The sequence below is a fragment of the Agrobacterium tumefaciens genome, assembly GCF_013337285.1.
GTDB classification, from domain to species: Bacteria; Pseudomonadota; Alphaproteobacteria; order Rhizobiales; family Rhizobiaceae; genus Agrobacterium; species Agrobacterium burrii.
In genome coordinates this window covers 307,569-330,610 of record NZ_SUPW01000001.1, presented here as the reverse complement: position 1 = coordinate 330,610, position 23,042 = coordinate 307,569, and the positions used below count along the sequence as shown (strand labels likewise).

The following is a 23,042-nucleotide window of genomic DNA, read 5'->3' as shown; positions in this document are numbered from 1 at the left end:
GCCGCCAGCATGGATCCTCAGACCTTCACGCGCAGATCGGCAGTCAATTCACCAATGCCGCTGATTTCCTGTTCATGCGCCGCGTCGCGCCAGATTTCCTTCAATCCGGCCTCATACCATTCACGCATGGCGGGCAGGGCGAGCAACCGATCACAATAGGCTTTTGCTGCAGTCGAGAGCTCAGCGCCATAGGTCTGGAAACGGAACGCGACCGGGCAGAAGAAAGCATCGACCGCCGTGAATTTCTGACCGGCAAGATATGGGCCGCCGAATTTTGTCAGACCTTCGCTCCAGAGCGCATCGATGCGCTTTATGTCTGCCGCAAGTCCAAGATCGCCATCCTTCGGCTTGACCCGAATACCGACCGACATCGGATAAAGATTGCGCAGCGAGGAAAAGCCGGCATGCATTTCACTCGCAGCCGAACGCGACCATGCACGTGCCTGCTTGTCGCTCGCCCAGACGCCCTGATGCCGTTCGGCGAGATATTCGGCGATAGACAGCGTTTCCCATATCGTCACGCCCTCATCGACAAGGCACGGCACCTTGCCGGTTGGCGAAAAGCTGGAAAAGGCGACACCTTCGCCGAACGGAACAAGTTTCTCATCAAAGGCGATACCGAGCGTGCGCATCAACACCCACGGCCGCAGCGACCATGAGGAGTAGTTCTTGTTGGCGATATAAAGATCGTACATGGCTTATCTCCCGGATATGACGCGCATTTCTATACCTGTCGGGGCATGATGGAATATCGAAAATAATCCATGGCACCCATAAATCGCGTTGATGAATGGCAGGGGCTTTCCACTGCGTGTCACTATTCGGCGGCAGCGCCAGGCCAGCCATATCCCTCAAGCGTAAACGACCTCACGCGACCAAAAGCCCACGGTATATGACGCAGTGGTGACAACACGCCGGAGAGAAGAGCGCGACAAGGATATCCATATGAGACTGGAACTGATCTCTACCAGACAGGTTGCGTCCGTCTGCGGGAATGATAAGCTTTCCCGACACTCACATAGTCTGCCGAATTAGGAAATTGCCGCCATCTTCGACAGGGTTAGCCTCATGACGATGCCTGTTTCGAGAGGATGACGGCGAATTCAGATCAATGGTAACGACGTATAAGCCCGACCAGCTTGCCCTGAATTTTTACCCGATCAGGCCCGAAGATGCGAGTTTCATAAGCGGGGTTGGCTGCTTCAAGCGCGATGGAAGCGCCCTTGCGGCGGAAGCGTTTCAACGTCGCTTCCTCATCATCCACCAGCGCTACGACGATATCGCCTGGATTGGCGGTATTGCTGTTGCGGATGATGACAGTATCGCCGTCGAAAATACCGGCCTCGATCATCGAATCGCCCTTGACCTCGAGCGCGTAATGTTCGCCCGAACCCAGCATGTCCACCGGCACGGCAACATCATGGGTGTTGTTCTGGATGGCGGAAATCGGCACACCGGCGGCGATGCGACCCATGACCGGCACGGTGACCGCCCCGCCGAGATCGTTGGCCGGAGCCTTTGGCGCTGGTGCGGGTTCCGGCGTCTTCGGTTTGCCAAGGCTGCCTTCGATGACGCTTGGCGAAAAGCCGCGTTGCGGCCTCGCACCCGGCGTATAGGCCTCCGGAAGCTTGATGACTTCCAGCGCCCGCGCCCTGTTAGGTAGCCGGCGAATAAAACCACGCTCTTCGAGAGCGGTAATCAGCCGGTGGATACCGGATTTGGAAGCAAGATCGAGTGCGTCCTTCATTTCATCGAAGGAGGGCGGCACGCCGGACTCTTTCATTCGTTCATGAATGAAGAGAAGCAATTCCTGCTGTTTGCGCGTGAGCATGAGGAAAACACCCTTGAGAATCGTCGTGGAGATCGTGAAACAAATACAGAACGAACACTATATGTTCCATATGTGTTCCGCAATCCCCTAAAATTTCGTGAAGCTGCTATCTGTTGTTTTGATGATTTGCCTGAAAGCACGAAATTGTGCTTTTCTGCCTTTCGGACCGTTCCGGCATCGCTATGCCGGATGTGAGAGCAGGAAGCAGGAAAATGACGAAAGCATACCGTGTCGACCATCTCGTTCTGCCTGTGGAAGTCCTTGGCATTGCCGTCAATCGCCTTGGAAACCTTGGATTTACGGTAGCACCAGCGGCTCTCCACCCTTTCGGCACTCAGAATGCCTGCGTTTTTTTCGCTGACGGCACCTATCTGGAACCTCTCGCAATTGCTAACCCGGCTAACTATAATGCCTCGATTGGCCGGGGAGATGTGTTCACCGGGCGGGATCAGGTCTTCCGGAAACATGTCGCAGGGGAGGGATTTTCCGCTCTAGTTGCTGCAACACAGGACGCTCCTGGCGATCACGACCGATTCGTAGCCTCAGGCATTTCGGCCGGAAATGTCTTTGAATTTTCGCGGCCGGTCAAAATGCCTGATGGTTCGCAGAGCGAAGCGGCCTTCCGGCTGGCTTTTGCAACCAGTGGTTCCGCTGCGGATTTCTTCCTGTTCAGTTGCCAGCGGTTGCAGGCCCTGCCGGGCGACCGTTCAGTGCTGGAGAGCCATGCCAATGGCGTTTCCGGCCTCAGCGAGATCGTCCTGTTTGCCGGTGGTGATGTGAATGCGGTGCGGCTGATCGAAACTGTTTTTGGCTGTGATGGCAAAATGTCCCCGGATGGTGATGTGGTTTTCGCAACCGGCAATGCCCGCATAAGATTGACGCAAAAGCCGGTCTTTGGCGGACATGCCTTTAATGCTCCCGAAGAGGGCGGCGGTGGATTGCGCGGCGCAGGCATCGTCTTTTCCGTTCGCGATCTTGCCGTGACAGAAGCAGCACTTGCTGCTAATGGCGTGTCCAGCGCAGAAGCGGGCGGCCGGCTGGTGGTGCCCGCAGCACCCGGTCAGGGCGTTGCCTTCGCCTTCGAGGAAAAATGATGAGCGTTACGAACAATCTCAAAGTCACCGCCGGCGATGGCGCCGGCAAGGTTTCCTTTTCCAATACCGAGCGTTTTTCGCTGATTGCCGGCCCCTGCCAGATGGAGAGCCGCGAACATGCCTTCATGATTGCGGGCGTGCTGAAGGAGCTTTGCGACAAGCTTGGAATAGGCCTCGTTTACAAATCCTCTTTCGACAAGGCGAACCGCACCTCGCTTTCCGGCAAGCGCGGCATAGGCCTTGATAACGCGATGCAGGTTTTCGCCGATCTCAAGAAGGAATTCGGCTTTCCTGTTCTGACCGACATTCATACCGAGGAACAATGCGCCATCGTGTCCGAAGTGGTGGATGTGTTGCAGATCCCGGCCTTTCTCAGCCGCCAGACCGATCTTCTCGTCGCCGCCGCCAAAACCGGCCGTGTCATCAACGTCAAGAAGGGCCAGTTCCTGGCACCCTGGGACATGAAGAACGTGCTGGCCAAGTTGAATGAAAGCGGCAACCCGAATGTGCTCTTATGCGAGCGCGGTGCGTCCTTCGGTTACAACACGCTGGTCTCCGACATGCGCTCGCTGCCGATCATGGCGTCGCTCGGCGCGCCTGTCGTCTTCGACGCCACCCATTCGGTGCAGCAGCCGGGCGGGCAGGGCGGTTCGACGGGCGGTCAGCGCGAGTTCGTCGAGACGCTTTCGCGTGCGGCAGTCGCGGTCGGTGTCGCCGGCCTCTTCATCGAGACCCATGAGGACCCGGACAATGCACCATCCGATGGCCCCAACATGGTGCACCTTAAGGACATGCCGAAACTGCTGGAAAAGCTTCTGGCCTTCGACGCGATCACCAAAGCCTAAGGGGCTGGCGCGGTTTGTGCCAATCGATTTTAAATGGCGGGCGCTCCGTTTCTGCCGCCCGCCGTCATTGTAATTTCTTCGTCATCGTCTAAGACAGGCGACGGAAAATATCTGTTCCATTCCCAAGGGAGAGACCATGACTGCCATTACCGATATCATCGCGCGCGAAATCCTCGACAGCCGCGGCAACCCGACTGTTGAAGTCGATGTTTACCTCGAAGACGGCTCCATGGGCCGTGCGGCCGTTCCTTCCGGCGCCTCGACAGGCGCGCATGAGGCGGTTGAGCTGCGCGATGGCGGCAAGCGTTATCTCGGCAAGGGCGTGGAAAAGGCGGTCGAAGCCGTCAACACGGAAATCTTCGACGCCATCGGCGGTTTCGATGCCGAAAACCAGATCCAGATCGATCAGATGATGATCGCGCTCGACGGTACGCCGAACAAGTCGCGCCTCGGCGCCAACGCCATCCTCGGCGTTTCGCTCGCCATCGCCAAGGCTGCGGCCGAAGCTTCCGGCCTGCCGCTTTACCGTTATGTCGGTGGCCCGAACGCGCATCTGCTGCCGGTTCCGATGATGAACATCATCAATGGCGGCGCACATGCCGACAACCCGATCGATTTCCAGGAATTCATGATCCTGCCGGTCGGCGCGGAAAACATCCGCGAAGCCGTGCGCATGGGTTCTGAAGTGTTCCATACGCTGAAAAAAGAACTGTCGGCACAGGGCCACAACACCAATGTCGGCGATGAGGGCGGTTTTGCACCGGGTCTCGAAAGCGCGCCGGCTGCGCTCGATTTCATCATGAAGTCGATTGAAAAGGCCGGTTACCGTCCGGGCGAAGACATGTATGTCGGCCTCGACTGCGCATCGACCGAATTCTTCAAGGACGGCAAATACGTCCTCGAAGGCGAAGGCCGCACGCTGGAGCCGGGCGCAATGGCTGAATATCTGGCCGAGCTTGTCAACAAATACCCGATCATCTCGGTTGAAGACGGCATGGCCGAAGACGACTGGGAAGGCTGGAAGACGCTGACCGATCTCGTCGGCAACAAGTGCCAGCTCGTCGGCGACGATCTGTTCGTCACCAACTCCGCGCGTCTGCGTGACGGCATCAAGATGGGCGTTGCAAACTCCATCCTCGTCAAGGTCAACCAGATCGGTTCGCTCTCCGAGACGCTGGATGCGGTGGAAACCGCGCACAAGGCCGGCTACACCGCCGTCATGTCGCACCGCTCGGGCGAGACGGAAGATTCCACCATCGCCGATCTCGCTGTCGCGACGAACTGCGGTCAGATCAAGACCGGCTCGCTTGCCCGTTCCGACCGGCTCGCAAAGTACAACCAGCTGATCCGCATTGAAGAAATGCTCGGTCCGCAGGCTGCTTACGCCGGCCGTTCGATCCTGCGCGGATAATTCACGCTTGGGTTTGGCGACATGGCCCGCTGTCTGGCGTGCCATGGTTGGCCAGATGCATATCAACGCATGAGACGTCCTCCTCGGGCTTGACCCGAGGATCCATCCACAACCCCGCTTGTGGATCCTCGCCTCAAGGGCGAGGATGACTGTGAGGGGGATATGTCTCCCAATGAATCCAGCCCGCCTTCCGGCGGGCTTTTTCATGCCCCTTTGCCGATCGCGATTTAAGGTCAACGGATAGTTAAACAATCCGCTTTAGTCTCGAGACTCACACTGTGCGTTTTAAGGCTTCTCTCCGGCATGTGGACCAGACATCATAAAAAGAGACGATTCGGCCGCTTGATCGTTCCGGCCATCACGATCGCTTTTCTCTCTTATTTCGGCTATCATTCCATCCATGGCGACTTCGGCCTGCAGGCGACGGAGCGGCTGGAGCGGCAGCGCATTGCCAGAACGGCGGAGCTCGCAAAGCTCACACAATCGCGTGTGGCGCTGGAGCGGCAGGTGGAATTATTGAGTGACGGCTCGCTGGAGCGAGACATGATCGATGAAATTTCGCGTTATCAGCTGAATATGTCCCGCACGGACGAAATCGTCATCATGAACACATATTTCTAATTAACCGAAATCAGGTTAATTAACGAATTTTGATTTATTCACAGCATCTTAGCGTGAATATGTGCCATGCGTTTATAGCATTGCTGCATGGCATTTTCTTGCATATGGTGCGCGCCAATCTATCCGTTCAAATAGCAACTCAGGGAGGGATGAATGGCGCCGCGAAAACCAGCGACCGTGTCCGGCCGAAAGACAACGGCAAAGGCTGCAACCGAATTCACCGGTAAGAACAGCCCGGACTTCGCAAAGGAAGAAGAGCTTCACGCTTACCGTGAGATGCTGCTCATCCGCCGCTTCGAGGAAAAGGCCGGCCAGCTTTATGGCATGGGTTTCATCGGTGGTTTCTGTCACCTCTACATCGGTCAGGAAGCCGTTGTCGTCGGTATGCAGATGTCGCAGAAGGAAGGTGATCAGGTCATCACCGCTTACCGCGACCACGGCCACATGCTGGCGCTCGGCATGAGCGCGCGTGGCGTCATGGCCGAATTGACCGGCCGCAGCGGCGGCCTGTCGAAGGGCAAGGGCGGCTCGATGCACATGTTCTCCAAGGAGAAACATTTCTACGGCGGCCATGGCATCGTCGGCGCGCAGGTTTCGCTCGGAACCGGTCTTGCCTTCGCCAACAAATATCGCGGCAACGACAATGTTTCCGTCACCTATTTCGGCGATGGCGCGGCCAATCAGGGTCAGGTCTACGAGAGCTTCAACATGGCGGCTCTGTGGAAACTGCCGATCATCTATATCGTCGAGAACAACCATTACGCCATGGGCACGTCGACTGCCCGCGCCACCGCCCAGTCGAATTATTCGCTGCGCGGCCAGTCCTTCGGCATTCCCGGCATTCAGGTGGATGGCATGGATGTGCGCGCCGTCAAGGCCGCCGCCGACCAGGCGCTGGAACATTGCCGTTCCGGCAAGGGTCCGATCATTCTCGAAATGCTGACCTACCGTTACCGTGGTCACTCCATGTCCGACCCGGCGAAATACCGTTCCAAGGACGAAGTGCAGAAGATGCGCTCCGAACATGACCCGATCGAGCAGGTCAAGGCACGGCTTCTGGAGCAGGGCTGGGCAAGCGAAGACGAACTCAAGGCCATCGACAAGGATGTCCGTGATATCGTCGCCGACAGCGCCGACTTTGCCCAGAACGACCCAGAGCCGGATGCGTCCGAGCTTTACACCGACATTCTGCTCTGATCGGGAAAGGGAAACCCATGCCAGTAGAAATTCTTATGCCCGCCCTTTCCCCGACCATGGAGGAAGGCACGCTTTCCAAATGGCTTAAAAAGGAAGGCGACAAGGTCACCTCCGGTGACGTGATTGCCGAGATCGAGACCGACAAGGCGACCATGGAAGTGGAAGCCGTCGATGAAGGCGTGATCGGCAAACTGCTGATCGATGCCGGCACTGAAGGCGTCAAGGTCAATACGGCTATCGCCATTCTTCTTCAGGAAGGCGAAAGCGCCGACGACATTTCGTCCGCTTCCGCGCCGAAGGCGCAAGCTGCAAATTCCGATTCGGATGCCGCTGGCGGCAAGACCCGCGAAGCGACCGAAGAGCCGAGCGCTGCCAAGGAAGCCGCCAAGGTTCCGGCAGCCCCGAAGATCGAAGTTGCGGCCGATCCGGATATTCCTGAAGGCACGGAAATGGTGATGACGACGGTGCGTGAAGCGCTGCGTGACGCCATGGCCGAAGAAATGCGCGCCGACGAAAAGGTCTTCGTCATGGGTGAAGAAGTCGCCGAATATCAGGGCGCCTACAAGATCACCCAAGGCCTGCTGCAGGAATTCGGCGAGCGCCGCGTGATCGACACCCCGATCACCGAGCACGGTTTTGCCGGTATCGGCGTCGGTGCGGCGATGACGGGCCTGCGGCCCATCGTCGAATTCATGACCTTCAACTTCGCCATGCAGGCGATCGACCAGATCGTCAACTCGGCGGCAAAGACGCTTTATATGTCGGGCGGCCAGATGGGCGCACCGATGGTGTTCCGCGGTCCGTCCGGTGCTGCTGCCCGCGTCGGTGCGCAGCATTCGCAATGTTACGCCGCATGGTACAGCCATATTCCGGGCCTCAAGGTCGTCATGCCTTACACGGCAGCCGACGCCAAGGGCCTGCTGAAAGCGGCTATCCGCGATCCGAACCCGGTCATTTTCCTTGAAAATGAAATTCTCTACGGCCAGAGCTTCGAAGTGCCGAAGCTCGATGATTTCGTGCTGCCGATCGGCAAAGCGCGCATTCACCGCAAGGGCACGGATGCGACCATCGTTTCCTTCGGCATCGGCATGACCTATGCGATCAAGGCGGTTGCGGAACTCGAAAAGCTTGGCATCGATGTCGAACTGATCGATCTGCGCACCATTCGTCCGATGGACCTGCCCACCGTCATCGAATCGGTAAAGAAGACCGGTCGTCTGGTGACTGTCGAGGAAGGCTTCCCGCAGTCATCGGTTGGTGACTTCATCGCCAACCAGGTCATGCGCGCCGCTTTCGATTATCTCGATGCGCCGATCCTGACGATCGCCGGCAAGGACGTTCCGATGCCTTACGCGGCAAACCTCGAAAAGCTGGCTCTGCCAAACGTCGATGAAGTCGTTCAGGCCGTCAAAACCGTCTGCTACAAGTAAAGGGGGAGATTGTGAGCAAAATAAAACAAATCCTCCCGGCAACGGAAAATTGGTATCGTGTGTTAGGTTCCAAAGGGGCTCCTCAATTCGAGCGCGTCGTCTTTTGGGCGGTTATCAATGACGGTGAAGGCGATGTGATTGCCGGTGTTCCGCGTGAGTATATCGGCGTCATCGGCGCCGTTAGCGAATGGCTGAGTGATGTCGCCGGATATATCGAAGTCTCGCCATCGCAGCTGGATCGGCTGGCGGAACATCCTGAAGAGTTGGATCAATATAATCTCGTTTGGGGGGACTAGTCATGCCTATCAACATCACCATGCCTGCCCTTTCCCCGACGATGGAAGAGGGCAATCTGGCCAAGTGGCTGGTCAAGGAAGGCGACAAGGTTGCCCCCGGTGACGTGATTGCCGAGATCGAGACCGACAAGGCGACCATGGAAGTGGAAGCCGTTGACGAAGGGACCGTTGCCAAGCTCGTGGTTGCCGCCGGCTCTGAAGGCGTCAAGGTCAACGCCTTGATCGCCATTCTCGCCGCTGAAGGCGAGGACGTGGCCGCTGCGGCAAAGGGCGGCGATGCCGCTCCTGCCAAGGCGGAAGCGCCGAAGCAGGAAGCCGTTAAGGCCGAAGCGCCGAAGGAAGAAGCAGCACCTGCCAAGGCTGAAAAGCCGGCCGCCGATCAGGCACCTGCATCGTCCACACCGGCCCCGGTCGCAAAGTCCGGCGAGCGCATCTTTGCATCGCCGCTTGCCCGCCGTCTCGCCAAGGAAGCCGGTCTCGACCTCACGGCCGTCTCCGGTTCCGGCCCGCATGGCCGCATCGTCAAGACAGATGTGGAAAAGGCTGCCGCTTCCGGCGGTGCAAAGGCTGCTCCGGCTGCTGCATCGGCAGGCGCACCGGCCCCGGCGCTGGCCAAGGGCCAGTCCGACGAAGCGGTTCTCAAGCTGTTCGAACAGGGCTCCTACGAGCTTGTGCCGCATGACGGCATGCGTAAGGTCATTGCCAAGCGTCTGGTCGAATCCAAGCAGACGGTTCCGCATTTCTACGTTTCCGTGGATTGCGAACTGGATACGCTTCTGGCGCTGCGCGCCCAGCTCAATGCCGCTGCTCCTGAAAAGGACGGCAAGCCGGCCTACAAGCTGTCGGTCAACGACATGGTCATCAAGGCGCTGGCGCTTTCGCTGCGTGATGTTCCTGATGCCAACGTCTCCTGGACGGAAAGCGCCATGGTCAAGCACAAGCATTCGGATGTCGGCGTTGCCGTTTCCATTCCGGGTGGCCTGATCACGCCGATCATCCGCAAGGCGGAAGAAAAGTCGCTCTCCACCATCTCCAACGAGATGAAGGATTACGGCAAGCGCGCGAAAGAGCGCAAGCTGAAGCCCGAGGAGTATCAGGGCGGCACGACTGCCGTGTCCAACATGGGCATGATGGGTGTGAAAAGCTTCTCCGCCGTCATCAACCCGCCGCATGCCACCATTCTGGCGGTCGGCGCGGGCGAACAGCGGGCAGTTGTGAAGAACGGCGAGATCAAGATCGCCAACGTCATGACGGTCACGCTTTCCACCGACCACCGCTGCGTCGATGGTGCGCTCGGAGCCGAACTGATCGGCGCGTTCAAGCGCTACATCGAAAACCCGATGGGCATGTTGGTTTGATCGGAGAGTAACATGGTGAAGTCGGTCCTCTGCTTTGGCGATTCCCTCACCTGGGGATCGGATGCGCAAACGGGTGGCCGTCACAGCCATGACGATCTTTGGCCGAGCGTCCTGCAAAAGGCGCTCGGTCCTGACGTCCATGTGATCCACGAAGGACTGGGCGGTCGCACCACCGCTTATGACGACCACACCGGCGATTGCGACCGCAATGGCGCAAGGCTTTTGCCGACGCTGCTGCACAGCCACGCGCCGCTGGATCTGGTCATCATCATGCTCGGCACCAACGACATGAAACCGGCGATCCATGGTTCGGCCATTGTTGCGATGAAGGGTGTCGAGCGGCTGGTGAAACTTACGCGCAACCACGTCTGGCAGGTGTCGGACTGGGAAGCGCCTGACGTTCTGATCGTCGCGCCACCGCAACTATGCGAAACGGCCAATCCATTCATGGGCGCGATCTTTCGTGATGCGATCGATGAATCGGCGATGCTGGCGTCCGTCTACAGGGACCTTGCCGACGACCTCGATTGCGGCTTTTTCGATGCCGGGTCGGTCGCCCGCACGACGCCGGTGGACGGCGTCCATCTCGATGCTGAAAACACGCGGGCCATCGGCCGCGGGCTGGAGCCCGTCGTCCGCATGATGCTCGGACTTTGACAATCATTCTCGTTTCGGAACGGCGTGCCGTCATCCGAATAAGACAAGGCAGGATTTCCAATGGTTCAATCTTATGACGTCATCATCATCGGTTCGGGACCGGGCGGTTATATTGCCGCGATCCGCGCCGCCCAGCTCGGCATGAAGGTCGCCGTCGTGGAGCGCGAGCACCTTGCCGGCATCTGCTCCAACTGGGGCTGCATTCCCACCAAGGCCCTGCTGCGCACCGCCGATGTCATGCACACCGCCACCCACGCCAAGGATTATGGCCTGACGCTGGAAGGTTCGATCAAGCCGGACGTCAAGGCAATCGTCGCCCGCTCGCGCGGCATTGCCGCTCGCATGAACAATGGCGTCGGTTTCCTGTTCAAGAAGAACAAGGTCGATATCATCTGGGGTGAAGCGAAAATCACCAAGCCGGGCGAAATCGTCGTCGGCAAGTCCACCAAGCCGGTGGTTCAGCCGCAGGGTCCGGTTCCGAAGAACACGCTGGGTGAGGGCACTTACACTGCCAAGCACATCATCGTCGCGACAGGCGCCCGCCCGCGCGCGCTGCCCGGCATCGAGCCGGACGGCAAGCTGATCTGGACCTATTTCGAGGCGATGAAGCCGGAAGAACTGCCGAAGTCGCTGCTGGTCATGGGTTCGGGCGCCATCGGCATCGAATTCGCCAGCTTCTACCGCACCATGGGCGTCGATGTTACCGTCGTCGAGATCATGAGCCAGGTCATGCCGGTCGAAGATGCGGAAATCTCTGCTTTCGCGAAGAAGCAGCTGGAAAAGCAGGGCATCAAGATTCATCTGGAGACCAAGGTTTCCAAGGTCGAGAAGGCTGCAAACTCCGTCACTGCGACGCTGGAGAAGAAGGACGGTTCTTCCGAGAAGATCACCGCTGACCGGATGATTTCGGCTGTCGGCGTCGTGGCGAATGTCGAAGGCATCGGCCTTGAGGCCGTTGGCGTAAAGACCGATCGCGGCTTCATCGTCATCGACGGTTATGGCAAGACCAATGTGCCTGGTGTCTACGCCATCGGCGATGTCGCCGGCCCGCCGCTGCTCGCTCACAAGGCCGAGCATGAGGCCGTCATCTGCGTCGAAAAGATCGCCGGTCTGCCGAATGTTCATCCGATGGACAAGCTGAAGATCCCCGGCTGCACCTATTGCAACCCGCAGGTCGCCTCGGTTGGTTTGACCGAAGCCAAGGCCAAGGAACAGGGCCGCGATATCCGCGTCGGCCGCTTCTCCTTTGCGGCAAACGGCAAGGCGGTCGCTCTGGGTGAAGATCAGGGCATGGTCAAGACCATCTTCGACAAGAAGACCGGTGAGCTGCTTGGCGCACATATGGTCGGCGCGGAAGTCACCGAACTCATTCAGGGCTTCGTCGTCGCCATGAACCTAGAGACAACAGAAGAAGATTTGATGCACACGATCTTCCCGCATCCGACCATTTCGGAATCGATGAAGGAAAGCGTGCTCGACGCCTATGGGCGTGTGCTGAACGCATAAGTGCCGCGTGATGCCCGGCATTGTCTACCCTTGCCGGGTGTCCCATATGTCTCGATACTGGTTCTTTCAGGAGCGCGTGAATGGAAAGTGTAGGCTGGATTGCAGCAATCATCATCGGCGGTCTCGCCGGCTGGCTTGCGGGCAAGCTCATGGATATGCGCTTCGGCATTTTCATGAATATCGTGCTCGGCATTGTCGGCTCGGTCGTCGCGGTCGCGGTGCTTCGAGCCCTCGATGTCTTCGTGCAGGATAGCAGGCTCGGTTATTTCATCACCTCGTTCCTCGGCGCCAGCCTGTTGCTGTTTCTGGCAAAGCTGGTGCGGCGCTGAAAAGGCTTGGTGCCCGGAAGGGGCTTACGCTTTTTCTGGAATTGTTCTAAAGCATCGGGCCAACAGATGTTTAGGTCGCGGAAAGCGATGGAAGCAGGTTTTTAATGGTCACTATTCTCGACAGGACGTTGTCTGACGACAAGCGCATCCGCCATCCGGAAAAGGCGCATCGGCCCGATACCGAGGTCATGCGCAAGCCGGAATGGATCCGTGTCAAGGCGCCAACCTCCAAGGGTTATCACGAGACGCGCGAACTGGTGCGCAGCCACAAGCTGGTAACGGTGTGTGAGGAAGCCGGCTGTCCGAATATCGGCGAATGCTGGGAAAAGAAACACGCGACCTTCATGATCATGGGTGAGATCTGCACCCGCGCCTGCGCCTTCTGCAACGTCGCGACCGGCAAGCCCAATGCGCTGGATATGGATGAACCGGAAAACGTCGCCAAGGCCGTCAAGCAGATGGGCCTTTCGCACGTCGTCATCACCTCGGTGGACCGCGACGATCTCGCCGATGGCGGTGCGGAACATTTCGAGAAGGTCATCTGGGCGATCCGCGCTGCGTCTCCCAACACGACCATCGAAATCCTCACGCCAGACTTCCTGAAGAAGCCCGGCGCTCTGGAACGGGTCGTTGCCGCCAAGCCTGACGTTTTCAACCATAATATGGAAACGGTTCCGGGCAATTATCTTACCGTTCGTCCTGGTGCGCGTTATTTCCATTCCGTGCGCCTGCTGCAGCGGGTGAAGGAACTGGACCCCACCATGTTCACCAAGTCTGGCATCATGGTCGGCCTCGGCGAGGAACGTAACGAAGTGCTGCAATTGATGGACGATCTGCGCACCGCCGACGTGGATTTCCTGACCATCGGCCAGTACCTGCAGCCGACCCGCAAGCACCACAAGGTTGAGGCCTTCGTGACGCCGGAAGAATTCAAGTCCTACGAGACGGTCGCCTACACCAAGGGCTTCCTGATGGTCTCCTCCAGCCCGCTGACCCGCTCGTCGCACCATGCCGGCGACGATTTCGAGCGCCTGCGTGCGGCCCGCGAGAAGAAGCTGCTGGCGGCTGCGGAATAAGGGACAGAAAGGTTCAGCAACATAGGTTGCTGGATCGGGTGATATACGCTCTCTCCACCGTCATGCTCGGGCTTGTCCCGAGCATCTGCGGCCTATCGATTGTACGATACCTGATTGGATGACGATGAGTGGGAGGCGAGGCTTGTGAAATGGCCCAGCCGCCTGTTGTCGGCCTTCAACCCAATCACACCACAACCTTCTCCGGCCTATGCGCCCGCATGCACAACACGACGCTCAGCACCACCGAGCAGATCGCCACGATCTCAACAGTGGTCGGCCCGCGACCTTCCCAGAGAAAACCATAAAGCAGCGCAAACAGCGTTTCGAACAGGATCATCTGTCCGACCAGGGTGAGCGGCAGCATGCGGCTCATGCGGTTCCAGAAGGCATTGCCGAGAATGGAGGCGGTGAAACCGAGCCCGGCGGCGATGGCGGCGAAATGCAGCCAGTCTCCCGTATTGTGGCTTTCTCCGCCAAAGCCGAAGGCTGGAATGGCGAGCAGAAGCGCAAGCCCGCCGGTCACGACGCCCGTCATCATGTTCCAGTCATCGGCGCTGACATCGTGAAGACGTGACAGCCAGCGGGCATTGCCGACGGCAAAAGCCGTCCAGGAGGCCAGCGCGCCGAGAGCACAGGCAAGACCGATGACACGTGAGACATCCAGCCCGGCGTCGTTTTCCGTCAGCGACTGCCAGGAAATGCCGATAATGCCGATGGCGCCGAAGGCAAGCGACGGCCACAGCCGCTTCAGCGAGACCGCGCCATGATCGCGGCTGCCGATGATGGTGACGGCGACGGGCAGGAAGCCGATGATGATCGAAGTGAAGGCGACGCCGCTCAGCTTCACCGCCGTTGATATGAAGACATAATAGGCAATATTGCCGATCATGCTCAGCCAGCCGAGCGCAAACCATTCCCGCGCGCCGAAATGCGCCGATACCCGCTTCAGGCGCGGCCCGATGATGATGAGGGAAATCAGCCCGTAGGTGAGATAACGCGCCGTCGATAATTGCAGCGCGGAAAAATCCGGCACGAGTTTTGGGGCGAGAAAGATGCCGCCCCAGAGCGCGCCCGCCAGCACGCCGTAAAAAACACCGAGACCCGTTTTGTTGTTCATGTCATGTCACATCCGCATTCACTTTGTCCGCGATGTGCCACAGGCCTTTGCGGTTGTCTTGACGAAAACTCCTGACTTGTCCGCCGCTCTGATTGTTGGTTTTTAGGAGGTTGTTCATTGACAGCGGATCGAGGTGGGTGTGGCTTACCCCCCTCTGCCCTGCCGGGCATCTCCCCCTCAAGGGGGGAGATCGATCTGCGGCAAGGTCTCGTTCATCTCGAAGCTTGAGAATGAAGTGGAGGTAGCGCCTCCTGTCGATCTCCCCCCTTGAGGGGGAGATGCCCGGCAGGGTAGAGGGGGGTAAACACACGCGCCTCTCGCCCACTATGAACGGACGACCTCCTGAAAGCTCAAATCTAATGAATGCCGCGGTTCCGGCGATAGGCGGCCGGCGTTTCACCCACCGCATTGCGCATGGCGCGCGTCAGCGCCGTCTGGTCGGAAAAACCGGCCCTGAGCGCGATCTCGGCGATTGGCAGGCTGGATTCGCTGAGGAGCGTGCAGACATTGTCCATGCGCAACCCGGCAAGCCAACGGTGAGGCGGGAGACCGAATTCTGCAAGAAACAGCGCGTGCAGGCGGCTGTCGCTGATCGTCACGCAGGTCGCCAGCATGTCGATCGTCCAGGGAAAGAAAGGCTCTGCTCTGACGACTGCACTGAGTTTGCGCAGGCGCTGGCGGATATCGGCTTTTTCGGTCGCGAGGCTGTCCACCAGCAGCGGCGCCCAAAGACCGGCGATATCGTCGCGCTGGCCGTCGGTTTTGATGAGGCCGCGCATATAGGCGATCAATTGCCGTGTGTCAGGTGCAATATCGAGAAACGGCACGCGGGCGAATCTCTCCAGCGTCTGTTCGGAAACAGCACTTTCATCGATATCGACCACCAGCGAATGGTTGATCGCCGTCGCTTCCTGCGTATGCGGTGCATCACGATGGATGAAGACGCCGCGTCCGGTCGACAATTCGTCCTGTCGTCCGCCCACATCGATCCGCAGGCAGCCGGAGACTGGAAGAACGATCTGCACGAAACCGTGCCGTTCCCTAGGTCTTTCCTGCTGGTAGGTTCTGATATCTGCCGAGGCGACTGTCATGACGCTGTCGTTTCCATTGTGCAAAGAAATGGCCGCCTCGAAAAAAGCGGCCAGTTTCATTGTCTGATTATGACATCGTCTTGAAGATTGGGCCAGCCGGCTTTATCGGTCGGCTATATGAAACGGCAATTAACAGTCTTCCTTGGCGGTCGATTCGCCGCGTTTGCGCTTGCGCAGAACCGGCTTGTTCTCTCTCGCCTCGCATTTTGCAACGTCGATAAGGTAGGCAAGCACGGGCATGCCGTTCATCGATGCGAGTTGCTTGGCGGATTCGAGAAGGTTGATGATGTTGGAAAAATCGTCCATCGGCTCACTCAGTGGCTCAAAGCGGTTATGTATCGGGTCTGAACCCAAAGATGAATACGCGTGGGGAAAACGGGAGCGCCCGGCGCGTTTGCATCCAGTGGGTGTAATATTAGTGGCAAATAAATAGCAATCCCTGTGAGGGGGTTGCAATAGTCAATTTTCCGTAACTGCCATGCGCGACGACAATATTGCTTCATTGCGATGTGCGTGCGGCAGGCAATCGCTGCAATCCTGACGAGGTCGTGTAATGCCGAACTATCTTGAGAAAGTGGAAGACGCGGCTGCAATCATCGCCGGGGCGCAGCGCATCATGGTTGTCGGCTGTTCTGGCGGTGGCAAGTCGACGCTCTCGCAGAAACTCGCACGCCATTTTGGGCTTCGTTATATCTCCATGGACCGCGAGGTTTTCTGGCTGCCCGACTGGCAGGTGCGTCCGCGTGAGGAGCAGCGGGAGATAATTGCCACCATCGTCACCGAGGAGCGCTGGCTGATGGATGGCAGCAACCCGTCGTCTTTCGATATGCGTATCCCGCGGTCCCACATCGTGCTCTGGGTGCGCATGCCGCGCTGGCTCTGCCTGTGGGGCGCCGTCAGCCGGGCGATCAAGGGTTATGGCAAGGCGCGGCCGGAGATGGCGGAGGGATGCCCGGAAAGAATAGACGCCGATTTCCTGCGCTATATCTGGAATTTCGAGCGCCGCCACACCCCGATTTTTGAACAGAATTTCGCCCTTTATGGTCAGGGCGTGCCGGTATTCCAGCTGAAAAGCCGAAAACAGTTTCGCCGCCTTCTTGATCTTCTTGTTATCGACGATTAACTGCCGCTTATGCCCCAGTTCGAAACGCATCGCCACGTCAAACACTCGCCAGACCGCATGTACGACCTTGTCGCCGATGTGGAGAAATATCCGCAGTTTCTGCCTCTTTGCGAAGGGCTTACAATTCGCTCGCGCAAGGAGCGGGATGGCAGGGTACTGCTGGTGGCCGATATGACGGTGGGCTACAAGGCAATACGCGAGACCTTCACCACGCAGGTGCTGCTGAACCTGGCCGAGCGCGCCATCGATGTGAAATATATCGATGGGCCGTTCAAATATCTCGACAATCGCTGGCGTTTCGAAGAATCGGAGGATGGCGGCTCGACCATTCATTTCTTCATCGATTATGAATTCAAGAGCCGTCTGCTCGGTGCGGTCATGGGGTCGATGTTTGATCGGGCCTTCCGTATGTTCGCCGAAGCCTTCGAGACCCGCGCAGACAAGATTTACGCCGACCCGGCCTGATTGAGGGCGACAAGCATCTCAAGCGCCGTCTTGACGGTAGCAAGCCGGATTTCGGCGCGGCCGATCTCGCCGTAACGCTTTTCATGATGCAGAATTTTACCGCCGCGCGATTTGGCGGCCAGATGCACCAGTCCTACTGGTTTATCAGCGGAACCGCCGCCTGGACCGGCAATTCCGGTCACGGCTACGGCAAAATCCGCCCTTGAGCGGAAAAGTGCACCATGCGCCATCTGTAGCGCCGTCTGCCGGGATACCGCGCCGAATGTCGTCAGCGTCTCGGCACCAACGCCCAGCATGTCCATCTTGGCCTGGTTCGTATAAGTGACGAAACCGCGATCAACGACGGCGGAAGAGCCGGCAATTTCGGTCAGCGAACCGGCGATCAGGCCGCCCGTGCAGCTTTCGGCGGTCGAGACCATGAAGCCACGGGCGGTGAAATCGGCAATGATCTGCCGCGCCAGTTCTTCTATGTCAGCGGGGAAGAGGCTCATAGCGGTCTGCCCCTGTAGACGACGGTAGCGGTGGCGATTGCTGCGATGCCTTCCCGGCGGCCGACGAAACCGATGGTTTCATTGGTTGTCGCCTTCACCGAGCAGCGCTCCAGCGCAATGCCGAGCATGTCCGAGAGCGCTTCGCGCATGGCCTGGCGGTGCGGGCCGACGCGCGGCGCTTCGGCGATCAGCGAGACATCGGCATTCATGATCGTGCCGCCATTGTCGCGCACCACCTTGGCCGCATGTTCGAGGAAGATGCGCGAGGCGGCACCCTTCCATTGCGGATCGGACGGCGGGAAGTGATCGCCGATATCGCCCGCACCGCAGGTGGCGAGCAGCGCGTCCGTCAACGCATGCAGCGCCACATCGGCATCCGAATGGCCTTTGAGTTTCTGGTCGTGTTCGATGAACACGCCGCAAAGCGTCACGCCATCCCCGGCCTCCAGCTGGTGTACGTCGTAGCCATTGCCGGTGCGCACGTCGGGCAATGCGTGAGAGAGCTTTTCATCGGCCATGGCGATATCCCGCTTGAGAGTGAGTTTGACATTGTCGACCGAACCTTCGGTCAGCGTCACCGGCAGCCCCGCCCATTCGGCAATCGACGCATCGTCGGTAAAATCGGTCTTTCCGGAAGCCGCAGCGGCGCGGTGTGCGGCGAGAATATCGCCAAAGCCAAAACTTTGTGGCGTCTGCGCCGCATAAAGCCCCTGCCGGGAAACCGTTTCCACGACGCGATCATTTGACCCGCGCTTCAGCGTATCGGTGACGGGCAGGGCAGGCAGAACGCCTACAGCGCCAGCACGGTGCAGCGCCACAATACGCTCCAGCATGTCCACAGTGACGAAAGGCCGCACGGCGTCCTGGATCATTACATGCGTCGGTTCATGCGCGGCCAATGCTTCCAGCCCGGCCAGCACCGATTGCTGGCGTGTCGCGCCGCCGGTCACCGTGATAATCCGTTCGCCGGCATCGAGCCGCTGGAGGATCGGCGACAGGAGTGCTGTATCGTCTGCATGGACGACGACAACGATCGGGCAGGTGCCGTCCCAGCCAAGAAAGGTCGACAATGTATGCTCGATCACGGCCTTGCCGCCGATCGGGCGATATTGTTTCGGCCCTTCCGCGGGGGAGCCAGCCCTTTCACCGCGTCCGGCGGCGACGATGACGATGCCGAGTTTCATAGTACTTTCCTGCATTGGTCTTATGCTTTGCACGCAACCCTTAGCGGTTGACAGTCCTGCTCTAGCGTTTCAAAACCGGGATGGCCAGCCCGATAAGACGCGCATTCATCCTGCACGCCGCAGGATCGCACGTCATTGCACGCTCGGACCTGCACAATTTGCCACCGACCGCAAAACAGGCAGGCAGCCGCCCCGCAAATAAAAGGTGCAACCTTCTAAAAGTGCTTGGCAACTGCGCAAACACTGTCTAAAAATAATGCAAATAACCCTTCTGCATGAAAGATCATCAGTTGTCCCTTCCGGAATTGTCAGAACCGTTCAGCATCGGCTCAGTAACGATCCGTAATCGTGCGGTGCTGGCCCCCATGTCGGGCGTGACGGATCTGCCGTTCCGGCAGCTCGCCTGGCGTTATGGCGCGGGGCTGGTGGTGACGGAAATGGTCGCCAGCCGCGAACTCGTCGCTAACAGGGGCGAATCCTGGGCGCGGCTGAAAAATGCCGGCATGGTGCCGCATATGGTGCAGCTTGCCGGGCGTGAGGCGCATTTCATGGCGGAAGCCGCCAGGATCGCCGCGGATAACGGCGCAGGCATCATCGATATCAATATGGGCTGTCCGGCCAAGAAGGTGACGGGCGGTTATTCCGGCTCGGCGCTGATGCGCGATCCCGATCATGCGCTCTCGCTTATCGAGGCGACTGTCGGTGCGGTCGATGTGCCTGTCACGCTGAAAATGCGGCTTGGCTGGGACGAAAACACCATCAACGCGCCCGAAATTGCCCGCCGCGCCGAAGCGGCAGGGGTCCAGCTCATCACCATTCACGGCCGCACCCGCATGCAGTTTTACGAAGGACGCGCGGACTGGGACGCCATTCGCGCCGTGCGCGAGGTGATTTCCGTGCCGCTGATCGCCAATGGCGATGTCGAGACCGTAGAGGATGCACGGGAAATCCTGCGCCGTTCCGGTGCTGATGCCGTCATGGTCGGTCGCGGCGCGCAGGGTCAGCCCTGGCTGCCGGCGGTGCTGGCCGGACACGCCGCGCCGCAACGTGCCGAAATCGCTGGTGTCGCCGTCGAGCACTACGAGATGATGCTGGAATTCTACGGAAGGGAAGCCGGTCTGCGGCATGCCCGCAAACATCTGGGCTGGTATCTCGAGCGTTTCGCGCCTGAGTTCACCACGCCCGACAAGGCTAAAATCATGACATCGCGTGACACGGGGGAGGTGGCGGATCTGCTGCGCGCCGCCCTTTGCGACAATGCCGGCGAAGACGCCGCAAGGAAGGCCGCATGAGCGCTGACAAACACAGCCCGGCAGATGCAAACCCGCTCGCCATGGCGGTTCTGAACGCGGTGCAGAACCCCGTCATTCTTGTGGATGCCGAAGGTTTCATCGCATTCGCCAATTGGGAAGCCGAAGCCTTTTTCGGGGCGAGCGCCTCCCATCTTGCCCGCTACCGCGTCTCCACCTTTATTCCTTTCGGCAGCCCGCTGCTGGCGCTGATCGATCAGGTGCGGGAACGCCGCGCTCCGGTCAACGAATATCGCGTTGATCTGAGTTCTCCGCGTCTGGGACAGGACAAGCTGGTCGACCTTTATGTCGCGCCTGTTGTCAGCGAGCCGGGATCGGTCGTCGTCGTCTTTCAGGAACGGTCGATGGCCGACAAGATCGACCGGCAATTGACCCATCGTGCAGCTGCCCGTTCCGTCACCGGGCTTGCCTCGATGCTGGCGCATGAGATCAAGAACCCGCTTTCCGGTATTCGAGGTGCTGCCCAGCTTCTGGAAATGTCGGTTCCGGACGAGGACCGCGCCCTGACCAGATTGATCTGCGACGAGACCGACCGCATCGTTTCGCTGGTCGATCGTATGGAGGTGTTTTCCGACGAGCGGCCGGTGGACCGCGTACCGGTCAACATCCATTCGGTGCTGGATCATGTGAAGGCCATTGCCAAGGCCGGCTTTGCCCGCAACATCAAGATTTCGGAAAATTACGATCCCTCGCTGCCGCCGGTCTATGCCAATCGCGACCAGCTGGTGCAGGTTTTTCTCAATCTGGTGAAGAATGCGGCGGAAGCCGTGGGCAACCAGCCGGATGGCGAGATATTGCTGACGACCGCTTACCGCCCCGGCATGCGCCTTTCTGTTGCCGGCAGCCGCGAGCGCATCTCGCTGCCGCTCGAATTCTGCGTGCATGACAACGGACCGGGTGTCCCGGCCGATCTCCTGCCGCATCTCTTCGATCCCTTCATCACCACCAAGACGAATGGTTCGGGCCTCGGCCTGGCGCTTGTCGCCAAGCTGATCGGCGCCCATGGCGGCATTGTCGAATGCGACAGCCAGAACCACCGCACGACTTTCCGCGTATTGTTGCCCGTCTCGCCGGAAATGGCGCTGGACGACAGCAGCTTGCCGAACTCGACAGGAAATGACCCATGACAGCTACTATCCTCGTCGCCGATGATGATGCCGCGATCCGCACGGTGCTGAACCAGGCGCTCAGCCGCGCCGGTTACGATGTGCGCATCACCTCCAATGCCGCAACGCTCTGGCGCTGGGTTTCGGCGGGCGAGGGCGATCTTGTCGTGACCGATGTCGTGATGCCGGATGAAAACGCCTTCGATCTGCTGCCGCGCATCAAGAAGGCCCGTCCGGACCTGCCGGTTCTCGTCATGAGCGCCCAGAACACCTTCATGACCGCCATCAAGGCCTCGGAGAAGGGTGCTTATGATTACCTGCCCAAGCCCTTCGACCTGACGGAACTGATCGCCATCATCGGCCGCGCTTTGTCGGAACCCAAGCGCAAGCCGGCAAAGCTCGATGACGACATGCAGGACGGCATGCCGCTCGTTGGCCGCTCGGCAGCGATGCAGGAAATCTACCGGGTGCTCGCCCGCCTGATGCAGACCGACCTGACCCTGATGATCACTGGCGAATCCGGCACCGGCAAGGAACTGGTGGCGCGCGCGCTGCATGATTACGGCAAGCGCCGCAACGGTCCCTTCGTCGCCATCAACATGGCGGCAATCCCGCGCGACCTGATCGAATCTGAACTGTTCGGCCATGAGAAAGGCGCCTTCACCGGCGCGCAGAACCGCTCGACCGGCCGTTTCGAACAGGCCGAGGGCGGCACGCTGTTCCTCGATGAAATCGGCGATATGCCGATGGATGCCCAGACACGGCTGCTGCGCGTGTTGCAGCAGGGCGAATATACCACGGTGGGTGGTCGCACGCCGATCCGCACCGATGTCCGTATCGTCGCCGCCACCAACAAGGATTTGAAACAGTCGATCAATCAGGGCCTCTTCCGCGAAGACCTCTATTATCGCCTCAACGTCGTGCCGCTGCGCCTGCCGCCGCTGCGTGACCGTGCCGAGGATATTCCCGATCTGGTGCGTCATTTCATCCAGACGGGCGAGAAGGAAGGCCTGGAAGGCAAGCGTTTCGAGACCGAAGCGCTGGAAGTCATGAAGGCCTATGCCTGGCCGGGCAACGTGCGCGAGCTGGAAAACCTGATCCGCCGCCTGATGGCGCTTTATCCGCAGGAAGTCATCACCCGCGAGATCGTCGAGCAGGAATTGCAGTCGGATGTCCCCGACAGTCCGCTGGACAAGATGGCGGTTCGCACGGGCTCACTGACCATTTCCCAGGCGGTCGAGGAGAACATGCGGGATTATTTCGCCAGCTTCGGTGACGGCCTGCCGCCGCCCGGTCTTTATGACCGCGTGCTGCGTGAACTGGAATTCCCGCTGATTCTCGCCGCGCTGACGGCAACCCGCGGCAACCAGATCAAGGCAGCCGATCTTCTGGGACTGAACCGCAATACGCTGCGCAAGAAAATCCGCGAGCTTGGCGTTTCCGTCTATCGCAGCTCCCGCCCCAGCTGAGAATGTTGACAAGGCTGCCTTTGTCGTTGCATTTT

24 protein-coding genes are annotated in these 23,042 nt (G+C 59.1%); 17 read left to right on the top strand and 7 right to left on the bottom strand.

The window, feature by feature from the left end; all coding sequences use genetic code 11:
• Nucleotides 1-17: 17 nt before the first annotated feature.
• Together FCH38_RS01585 and lexA are read right to left on the bottom strand one after the other, a co-directional pair.
• Entirely contained in the window at nucleotides 18-695 is a 678-nt protein-coding gene (locus tag FCH38_RS01585) for a glutathione S-transferase family protein (RefSeq protein ID WP_149897668.1), read from the bottom strand.
• A 413-nt stretch (nucleotides 696-1,108) separates the two neighbouring features.
• Nucleotides 1,109-1,831: a transcriptional repressor LexA gene (gene lexA, locus FCH38_RS01580; RefSeq protein ID WP_149897667.1), complete on the bottom strand. Its 723-nt coding sequence runs from the start codon at nucleotides 1,829-1,831 to the stop codon at nucleotides 1,109-1,111.
• A gap of 212 nt (nucleotides 1,832-2,043) precedes the next feature.
• On the opposite strand from lexA, the gene FCH38_RS01575 reads away from it, so the two are divergent.
• The 12 genes from FCH38_RS01575 to lipA all read left to right on the top strand — a co-directional run bounded on the left by FCH38_RS01575 (nucleotide 2,044) and on the right by lipA (nucleotide 13,651).
• Nucleotides 2,044-2,925, top strand: coding sequence for a VOC family protein (locus tag FCH38_RS01575; protein ID WP_174372649.1), 882 nt, complete (start codon nucleotides 2,044-2,046; stop codon nucleotides 2,923-2,925).
• Complete coding sequence (kdsA, locus tag FCH38_RS01570; protein ID WP_149897665.1) at nucleotides 2,925-3,770, top strand: 3-deoxy-8-phosphooctulonate synthase; 846 nt, start codon at nucleotides 2,925-2,927, stop codon at nucleotides 3,768-3,770. Before FCH38_RS01575 ends, kdsA begins: the two co-directional genes overlap by 1 nt.
• Nucleotides 3,771-3,906: 136 nt before the next feature.
• A complete protein-coding gene (eno, locus tag FCH38_RS01565; protein ID WP_006312487.1) occupies nucleotides 3,907-5,181 on the top strand; it encodes a phosphopyruvate hydratase in 1,275 nt (424 codons plus the stop codon).
• Between the two features lie 303 nt (nucleotides 5,182-5,484).
• Nucleotides 5,485-5,802: an FtsB family cell division protein gene (locus tag FCH38_RS01560; RefSeq protein WP_149897664.1), complete on the top strand. Its 318-nt coding sequence runs from the start codon at nucleotides 5,485-5,487 to the stop codon at nucleotides 5,800-5,802.
• 153 nt (nucleotides 5,803-5,955) lie between these two features.
• Nucleotides 5,956-6,999, top strand: a complete 1,044-nt coding sequence (pdhA, locus tag FCH38_RS01555; protein WP_149897663.1) for a pyruvate dehydrogenase (acetyl-transferring) E1 component subunit alpha — start codon at nucleotides 5,956-5,958, stop codon at nucleotides 6,997-6,999.
• Between the two features lie 17 nt (nucleotides 7,000-7,016).
• Nucleotides 7,017-8,429 (top strand): pyruvate dehydrogenase complex E1 component subunit beta, encoded by a 1,413-nt coding sequence (locus FCH38_RS01550; protein WP_174372648.1) that lies wholly within the window; start codon nucleotides 7,017-7,019, stop codon nucleotides 8,427-8,429.
• Nucleotides 8,430-8,440: 11 nt separating this feature from the next.
• Nucleotides 8,441-8,725: a hypothetical protein gene (locus FCH38_RS01545; RefSeq protein WP_174372647.1), complete on the top strand. Its 285-nt coding sequence runs from the start codon at nucleotides 8,441-8,443 to the stop codon at nucleotides 8,723-8,725.
• Between the two features lie 2 nt (nucleotides 8,726-8,727).
• Complete coding sequence (locus tag FCH38_RS01540) at nucleotides 8,728-10,083, top strand: pyruvate dehydrogenase complex dihydrolipoamide acetyltransferase (RefSeq protein WP_174372646.1); 1,356 nt, start codon at nucleotides 8,728-8,730, stop codon at nucleotides 10,081-10,083.
• A gap of 12 nt (nucleotides 10,084-10,095) precedes the next feature.
• Complete coding sequence (locus FCH38_RS01535) at nucleotides 10,096-10,740, top strand: SGNH/GDSL hydrolase family protein (RefSeq protein WP_149897659.1); 645 nt, start codon at nucleotides 10,096-10,098, stop codon at nucleotides 10,738-10,740.
• 60 nt (nucleotides 10,741-10,800) lie between these two features.
• Nucleotides 10,801-12,246 (top strand): dihydrolipoyl dehydrogenase, encoded by a 1,446-nt coding sequence (lpdA, locus tag FCH38_RS01530; RefSeq protein ID WP_174372645.1) that lies wholly within the window; start codon nucleotides 10,801-10,803, stop codon nucleotides 12,244-12,246.
• Between the two features lie 80 nt (nucleotides 12,247-12,326).
• The gene (locus FCH38_RS01525) at nucleotides 12,327-12,575 is read left to right on the top strand and encodes a GlsB/YeaQ/YmgE family stress response membrane protein (protein ID WP_149897658.1); all 249 of its coding nucleotides are present in this window, start codon (nucleotides 12,327-12,329) and stop codon (nucleotides 12,573-12,575) included.
• 104 nt (nucleotides 12,576-12,679) lie between these two features.
• On the top strand, nucleotides 12,680-13,651 hold the full coding sequence (gene lipA / locus FCH38_RS01520) for a lipoyl synthase (protein WP_149897657.1): 972 nt from the start codon (nucleotides 12,680-12,682) through the stop codon (nucleotides 13,649-13,651).
• 184 nt (nucleotides 13,652-13,835) lie between these two features.
• Here the strand turns inward: lipA and FCH38_RS01515 are convergent, their stop codons facing one another.
• The 3 genes from FCH38_RS01515 to FCH38_RS01505 all read right to left on the bottom strand — a co-directional run bounded on the left by FCH38_RS01515 (nucleotide 13,836) and on the right by FCH38_RS01505 (nucleotide 16,165).
• Nucleotides 13,836-14,768 (bottom strand): DMT family transporter, encoded by a 933-nt coding sequence (locus FCH38_RS01515; protein WP_153513652.1) that lies wholly within the window; start codon nucleotides 14,766-14,768, stop codon nucleotides 13,836-13,838.
• 356 nt (nucleotides 14,769-15,124) lie between these two features.
• A complete protein-coding gene (locus tag FCH38_RS01510) occupies nucleotides 15,125-15,859 on the bottom strand; it encodes a helix-turn-helix transcriptional regulator (RefSeq protein ID WP_153513653.1) in 735 nt (244 codons plus the stop codon).
• Between the two features lie 129 nt (nucleotides 15,860-15,988).
• Nucleotides 15,989-16,165: a hypothetical protein gene (locus FCH38_RS01505; protein ID WP_003496171.1), complete on the bottom strand. Its 177-nt coding sequence runs from the start codon at nucleotides 16,163-16,165 to the stop codon at nucleotides 15,989-15,991.
• Nucleotides 16,166-16,412: 247 nt separating this feature from the next.
• Here FCH38_RS01505 and FCH38_RS01500 point away from each other — a divergent pair, with 247 nt between their 5' ends.
• Both FCH38_RS01500 and FCH38_RS01495 read left to right on the top strand, forming a co-directional pair.
• The gene (locus tag FCH38_RS01500) at nucleotides 16,413-16,982 is read left to right on the top strand and encodes an AAA family ATPase (RefSeq protein WP_153513654.1); all 570 of its coding nucleotides are present in this window, start codon (nucleotides 16,413-16,415) and stop codon (nucleotides 16,980-16,982) included.
• A 9-nt stretch (nucleotides 16,983-16,991) separates the two neighbouring features.
• On the top strand, nucleotides 16,992-17,447 hold the full coding sequence (locus FCH38_RS01495) for a type II toxin-antitoxin system RatA family toxin (protein WP_153513655.1): 456 nt from the start codon (nucleotides 16,992-16,994) through the stop codon (nucleotides 17,445-17,447).
• Here the strand turns inward: FCH38_RS01495 and FCH38_RS01490 are convergent.
• Together FCH38_RS01490 and FCH38_RS01485 are read right to left on the bottom strand one after the other, a co-directional pair.
• Nucleotides 17,429-17,938: a CinA family protein gene (locus FCH38_RS01490; protein WP_149897652.1), complete on the bottom strand. Its 510-nt coding sequence runs from the start codon at nucleotides 17,936-17,938 to the stop codon at nucleotides 17,429-17,431. The genes FCH38_RS01495 and FCH38_RS01490 overlap by 19 nt on opposite strands.
• A complete protein-coding gene (locus FCH38_RS01485) occupies nucleotides 17,935-19,122 on the bottom strand; it encodes a bifunctional 2-C-methyl-D-erythritol 4-phosphate cytidylyltransferase/2-C-methyl-D-erythritol 2,4-cyclodiphosphate synthase (protein WP_153513656.1) in 1,188 nt (395 codons plus the stop codon). Before FCH38_RS01485 ends, FCH38_RS01490 begins: the two co-directional genes overlap by 4 nt.
• 275 nt (nucleotides 19,123-19,397) lie before the next feature.
• Between FCH38_RS01485 and dusB the strand changes: the two genes are divergently transcribed.
• From dusB to ntrC, 3 genes are read left to right on the top strand one after another with little or no spacing between them, the layout of a single operon-like run.
• A complete protein-coding gene (gene dusB, locus FCH38_RS01480) occupies nucleotides 19,398-20,414 on the top strand; it encodes a tRNA dihydrouridine synthase DusB (RefSeq protein WP_153513657.1) in 1,017 nt (338 codons plus the stop codon).
• Nucleotides 20,411-21,559: a two-component system sensor histidine kinase NtrB gene (locus tag FCH38_RS01475; RefSeq protein ID WP_149897649.1), complete on the top strand. Its 1,149-nt coding sequence runs from the start codon at nucleotides 20,411-20,413 to the stop codon at nucleotides 21,557-21,559. The genes dusB and FCH38_RS01475 overlap by 4 nt, the downstream gene beginning before the upstream one ends.
• Nucleotides 21,556-23,007 carry a nitrogen regulation protein NR(I) gene (gene ntrC, locus FCH38_RS01470; protein WP_149897648.1) on the top strand — a complete coding sequence of 484 codons (1,452 nt, stop codon included), beginning with the start codon at nucleotides 21,556-21,558 and terminating at the stop codon, nucleotides 23,005-23,007. The genes FCH38_RS01475 and ntrC overlap by 4 nt, the downstream gene beginning before the upstream one ends.
• The last annotated feature ends 35 nt before the right edge of the window (nucleotides 23,008-23,042 follow it).

What these genes read in the sequence shown, in the direction of transcription:
- FCH38_RS01525 (WP_149897658.1), top strand. Translation starts at nt 12,327, where the DNA reads ATGGAAAGTGTAGGCTGGATTGCAGCAATCATCATCGGCGGTCTCGCC.
- FCH38_RS01585 (WP_149897668.1), bottom strand. Translation starts at nt 695, where the DNA reads ATGTACGATCTTTATATCGCCAACAAGAACTACTCCTCATGGTCGCTG.
- FCH38_RS01495 (WP_153513655.1), top strand. Translation starts at nt 16,992, where the DNA reads ATGCCCCAGTTCGAAACGCATCGCCACGTCAAACACTCGCCAGACCGC.
- lipA (WP_149897657.1), top strand. Translation starts at nt 12,680, where the DNA reads ATGGTCACTATTCTCGACAGGACGTTGTCTGACGACAAGCGCATCCGC.
- kdsA (WP_149897665.1), top strand. Translation starts at nt 2,925, where the DNA reads ATGAGCGTTACGAACAATCTCAAAGTCACCGCCGGCGATGGCGCCGGC.
- FCH38_RS01500 (WP_153513654.1), top strand. Translation starts at nt 16,413, where the DNA reads ATGCCGAACTATCTTGAGAAAGTGGAAGACGCGGCTGCAATCATCGCC.
- FCH38_RS01485 (WP_153513656.1), bottom strand. Translation starts at nt 19,122, where the DNA reads ATGAAACTCGGCATCGTCATCGTCGCCGCCGGACGCGGTGAAAGGGCT.
- ntrC (WP_149897648.1), top strand. Translation starts at nt 21,556, where the DNA reads ATGACAGCTACTATCCTCGTCGCCGATGATGATGCCGCGATCCGCACG.
- FCH38_RS01510 (WP_153513653.1), bottom strand. Translation starts at nt 15,859, where the DNA reads ATGACAGTCGCCTCGGCAGATATCAGAACCTACCAGCAGGAAAGACCT.
- FCH38_RS01575 (WP_174372649.1), top strand. Translation starts at nt 2,044, where the DNA reads ATGACGAAAGCATACCGTGTCGACCATCTCGTTCTGCCTGTGGAAGTC.
- lpdA (WP_174372645.1), top strand. Translation starts at nt 10,801, where the DNA reads ATGGTTCAATCTTATGACGTCATCATCATCGGTTCGGGACCGGGCGGT.
- pdhA (WP_149897663.1), top strand. Translation starts at nt 5,956, where the DNA reads ATGGCGCCGCGAAAACCAGCGACCGTGTCCGGCCGAAAGACAACGGCA.
- FCH38_RS01550 (WP_174372648.1), top strand. Translation starts at nt 7,017, where the DNA reads ATGCCAGTAGAAATTCTTATGCCCGCCCTTTCCCCGACCATGGAGGAA.
- FCH38_RS01535 (WP_149897659.1), top strand. Translation starts at nt 10,096, where the DNA reads ATGGTGAAGTCGGTCCTCTGCTTTGGCGATTCCCTCACCTGGGGATCG.
- dusB (WP_153513657.1), top strand. Translation starts at nt 19,398, where the DNA reads ATGAAAGATCATCAGTTGTCCCTTCCGGAATTGTCAGAACCGTTCAGC.
- FCH38_RS01540 (WP_174372646.1), top strand. Translation starts at nt 8,728, where the DNA reads ATGCCTATCAACATCACCATGCCTGCCCTTTCCCCGACGATGGAAGAG.
- lexA (WP_149897667.1), bottom strand. Translation starts at nt 1,831, where the DNA reads ATGCTCACGCGCAAACAGCAGGAATTGCTTCTCTTCATTCATGAACGA.
- FCH38_RS01515 (WP_153513652.1), bottom strand. Translation starts at nt 14,768, where the DNA reads ATGAACAACAAAACGGGTCTCGGTGTTTTTTACGGCGTGCTGGCGGGC.
- eno (WP_006312487.1), top strand. Translation starts at nt 3,907, where the DNA reads ATGACTGCCATTACCGATATCATCGCGCGCGAAATCCTCGACAGCCGC.
- FCH38_RS01505 (WP_003496171.1), bottom strand. Translation starts at nt 16,165, where the DNA reads ATGGACGATTTTTCCAACATCATCAACCTTCTCGAATCCGCCAAGCAA.
- FCH38_RS01490 (WP_149897652.1), bottom strand. Translation starts at nt 17,938, where the DNA reads ATGAGCCTCTTCCCCGCTGACATAGAAGAACTGGCGCGGCAGATCATT.
- FCH38_RS01475 (WP_149897649.1), top strand. Translation starts at nt 20,411, where the DNA reads ATGAGCGCTGACAAACACAGCCCGGCAGATGCAAACCCGCTCGCCATG.
- FCH38_RS01560 (WP_149897664.1), top strand. Translation starts at nt 5,485, where the DNA reads ATGTGGACCAGACATCATAAAAAGAGACGATTCGGCCGCTTGATCGTT.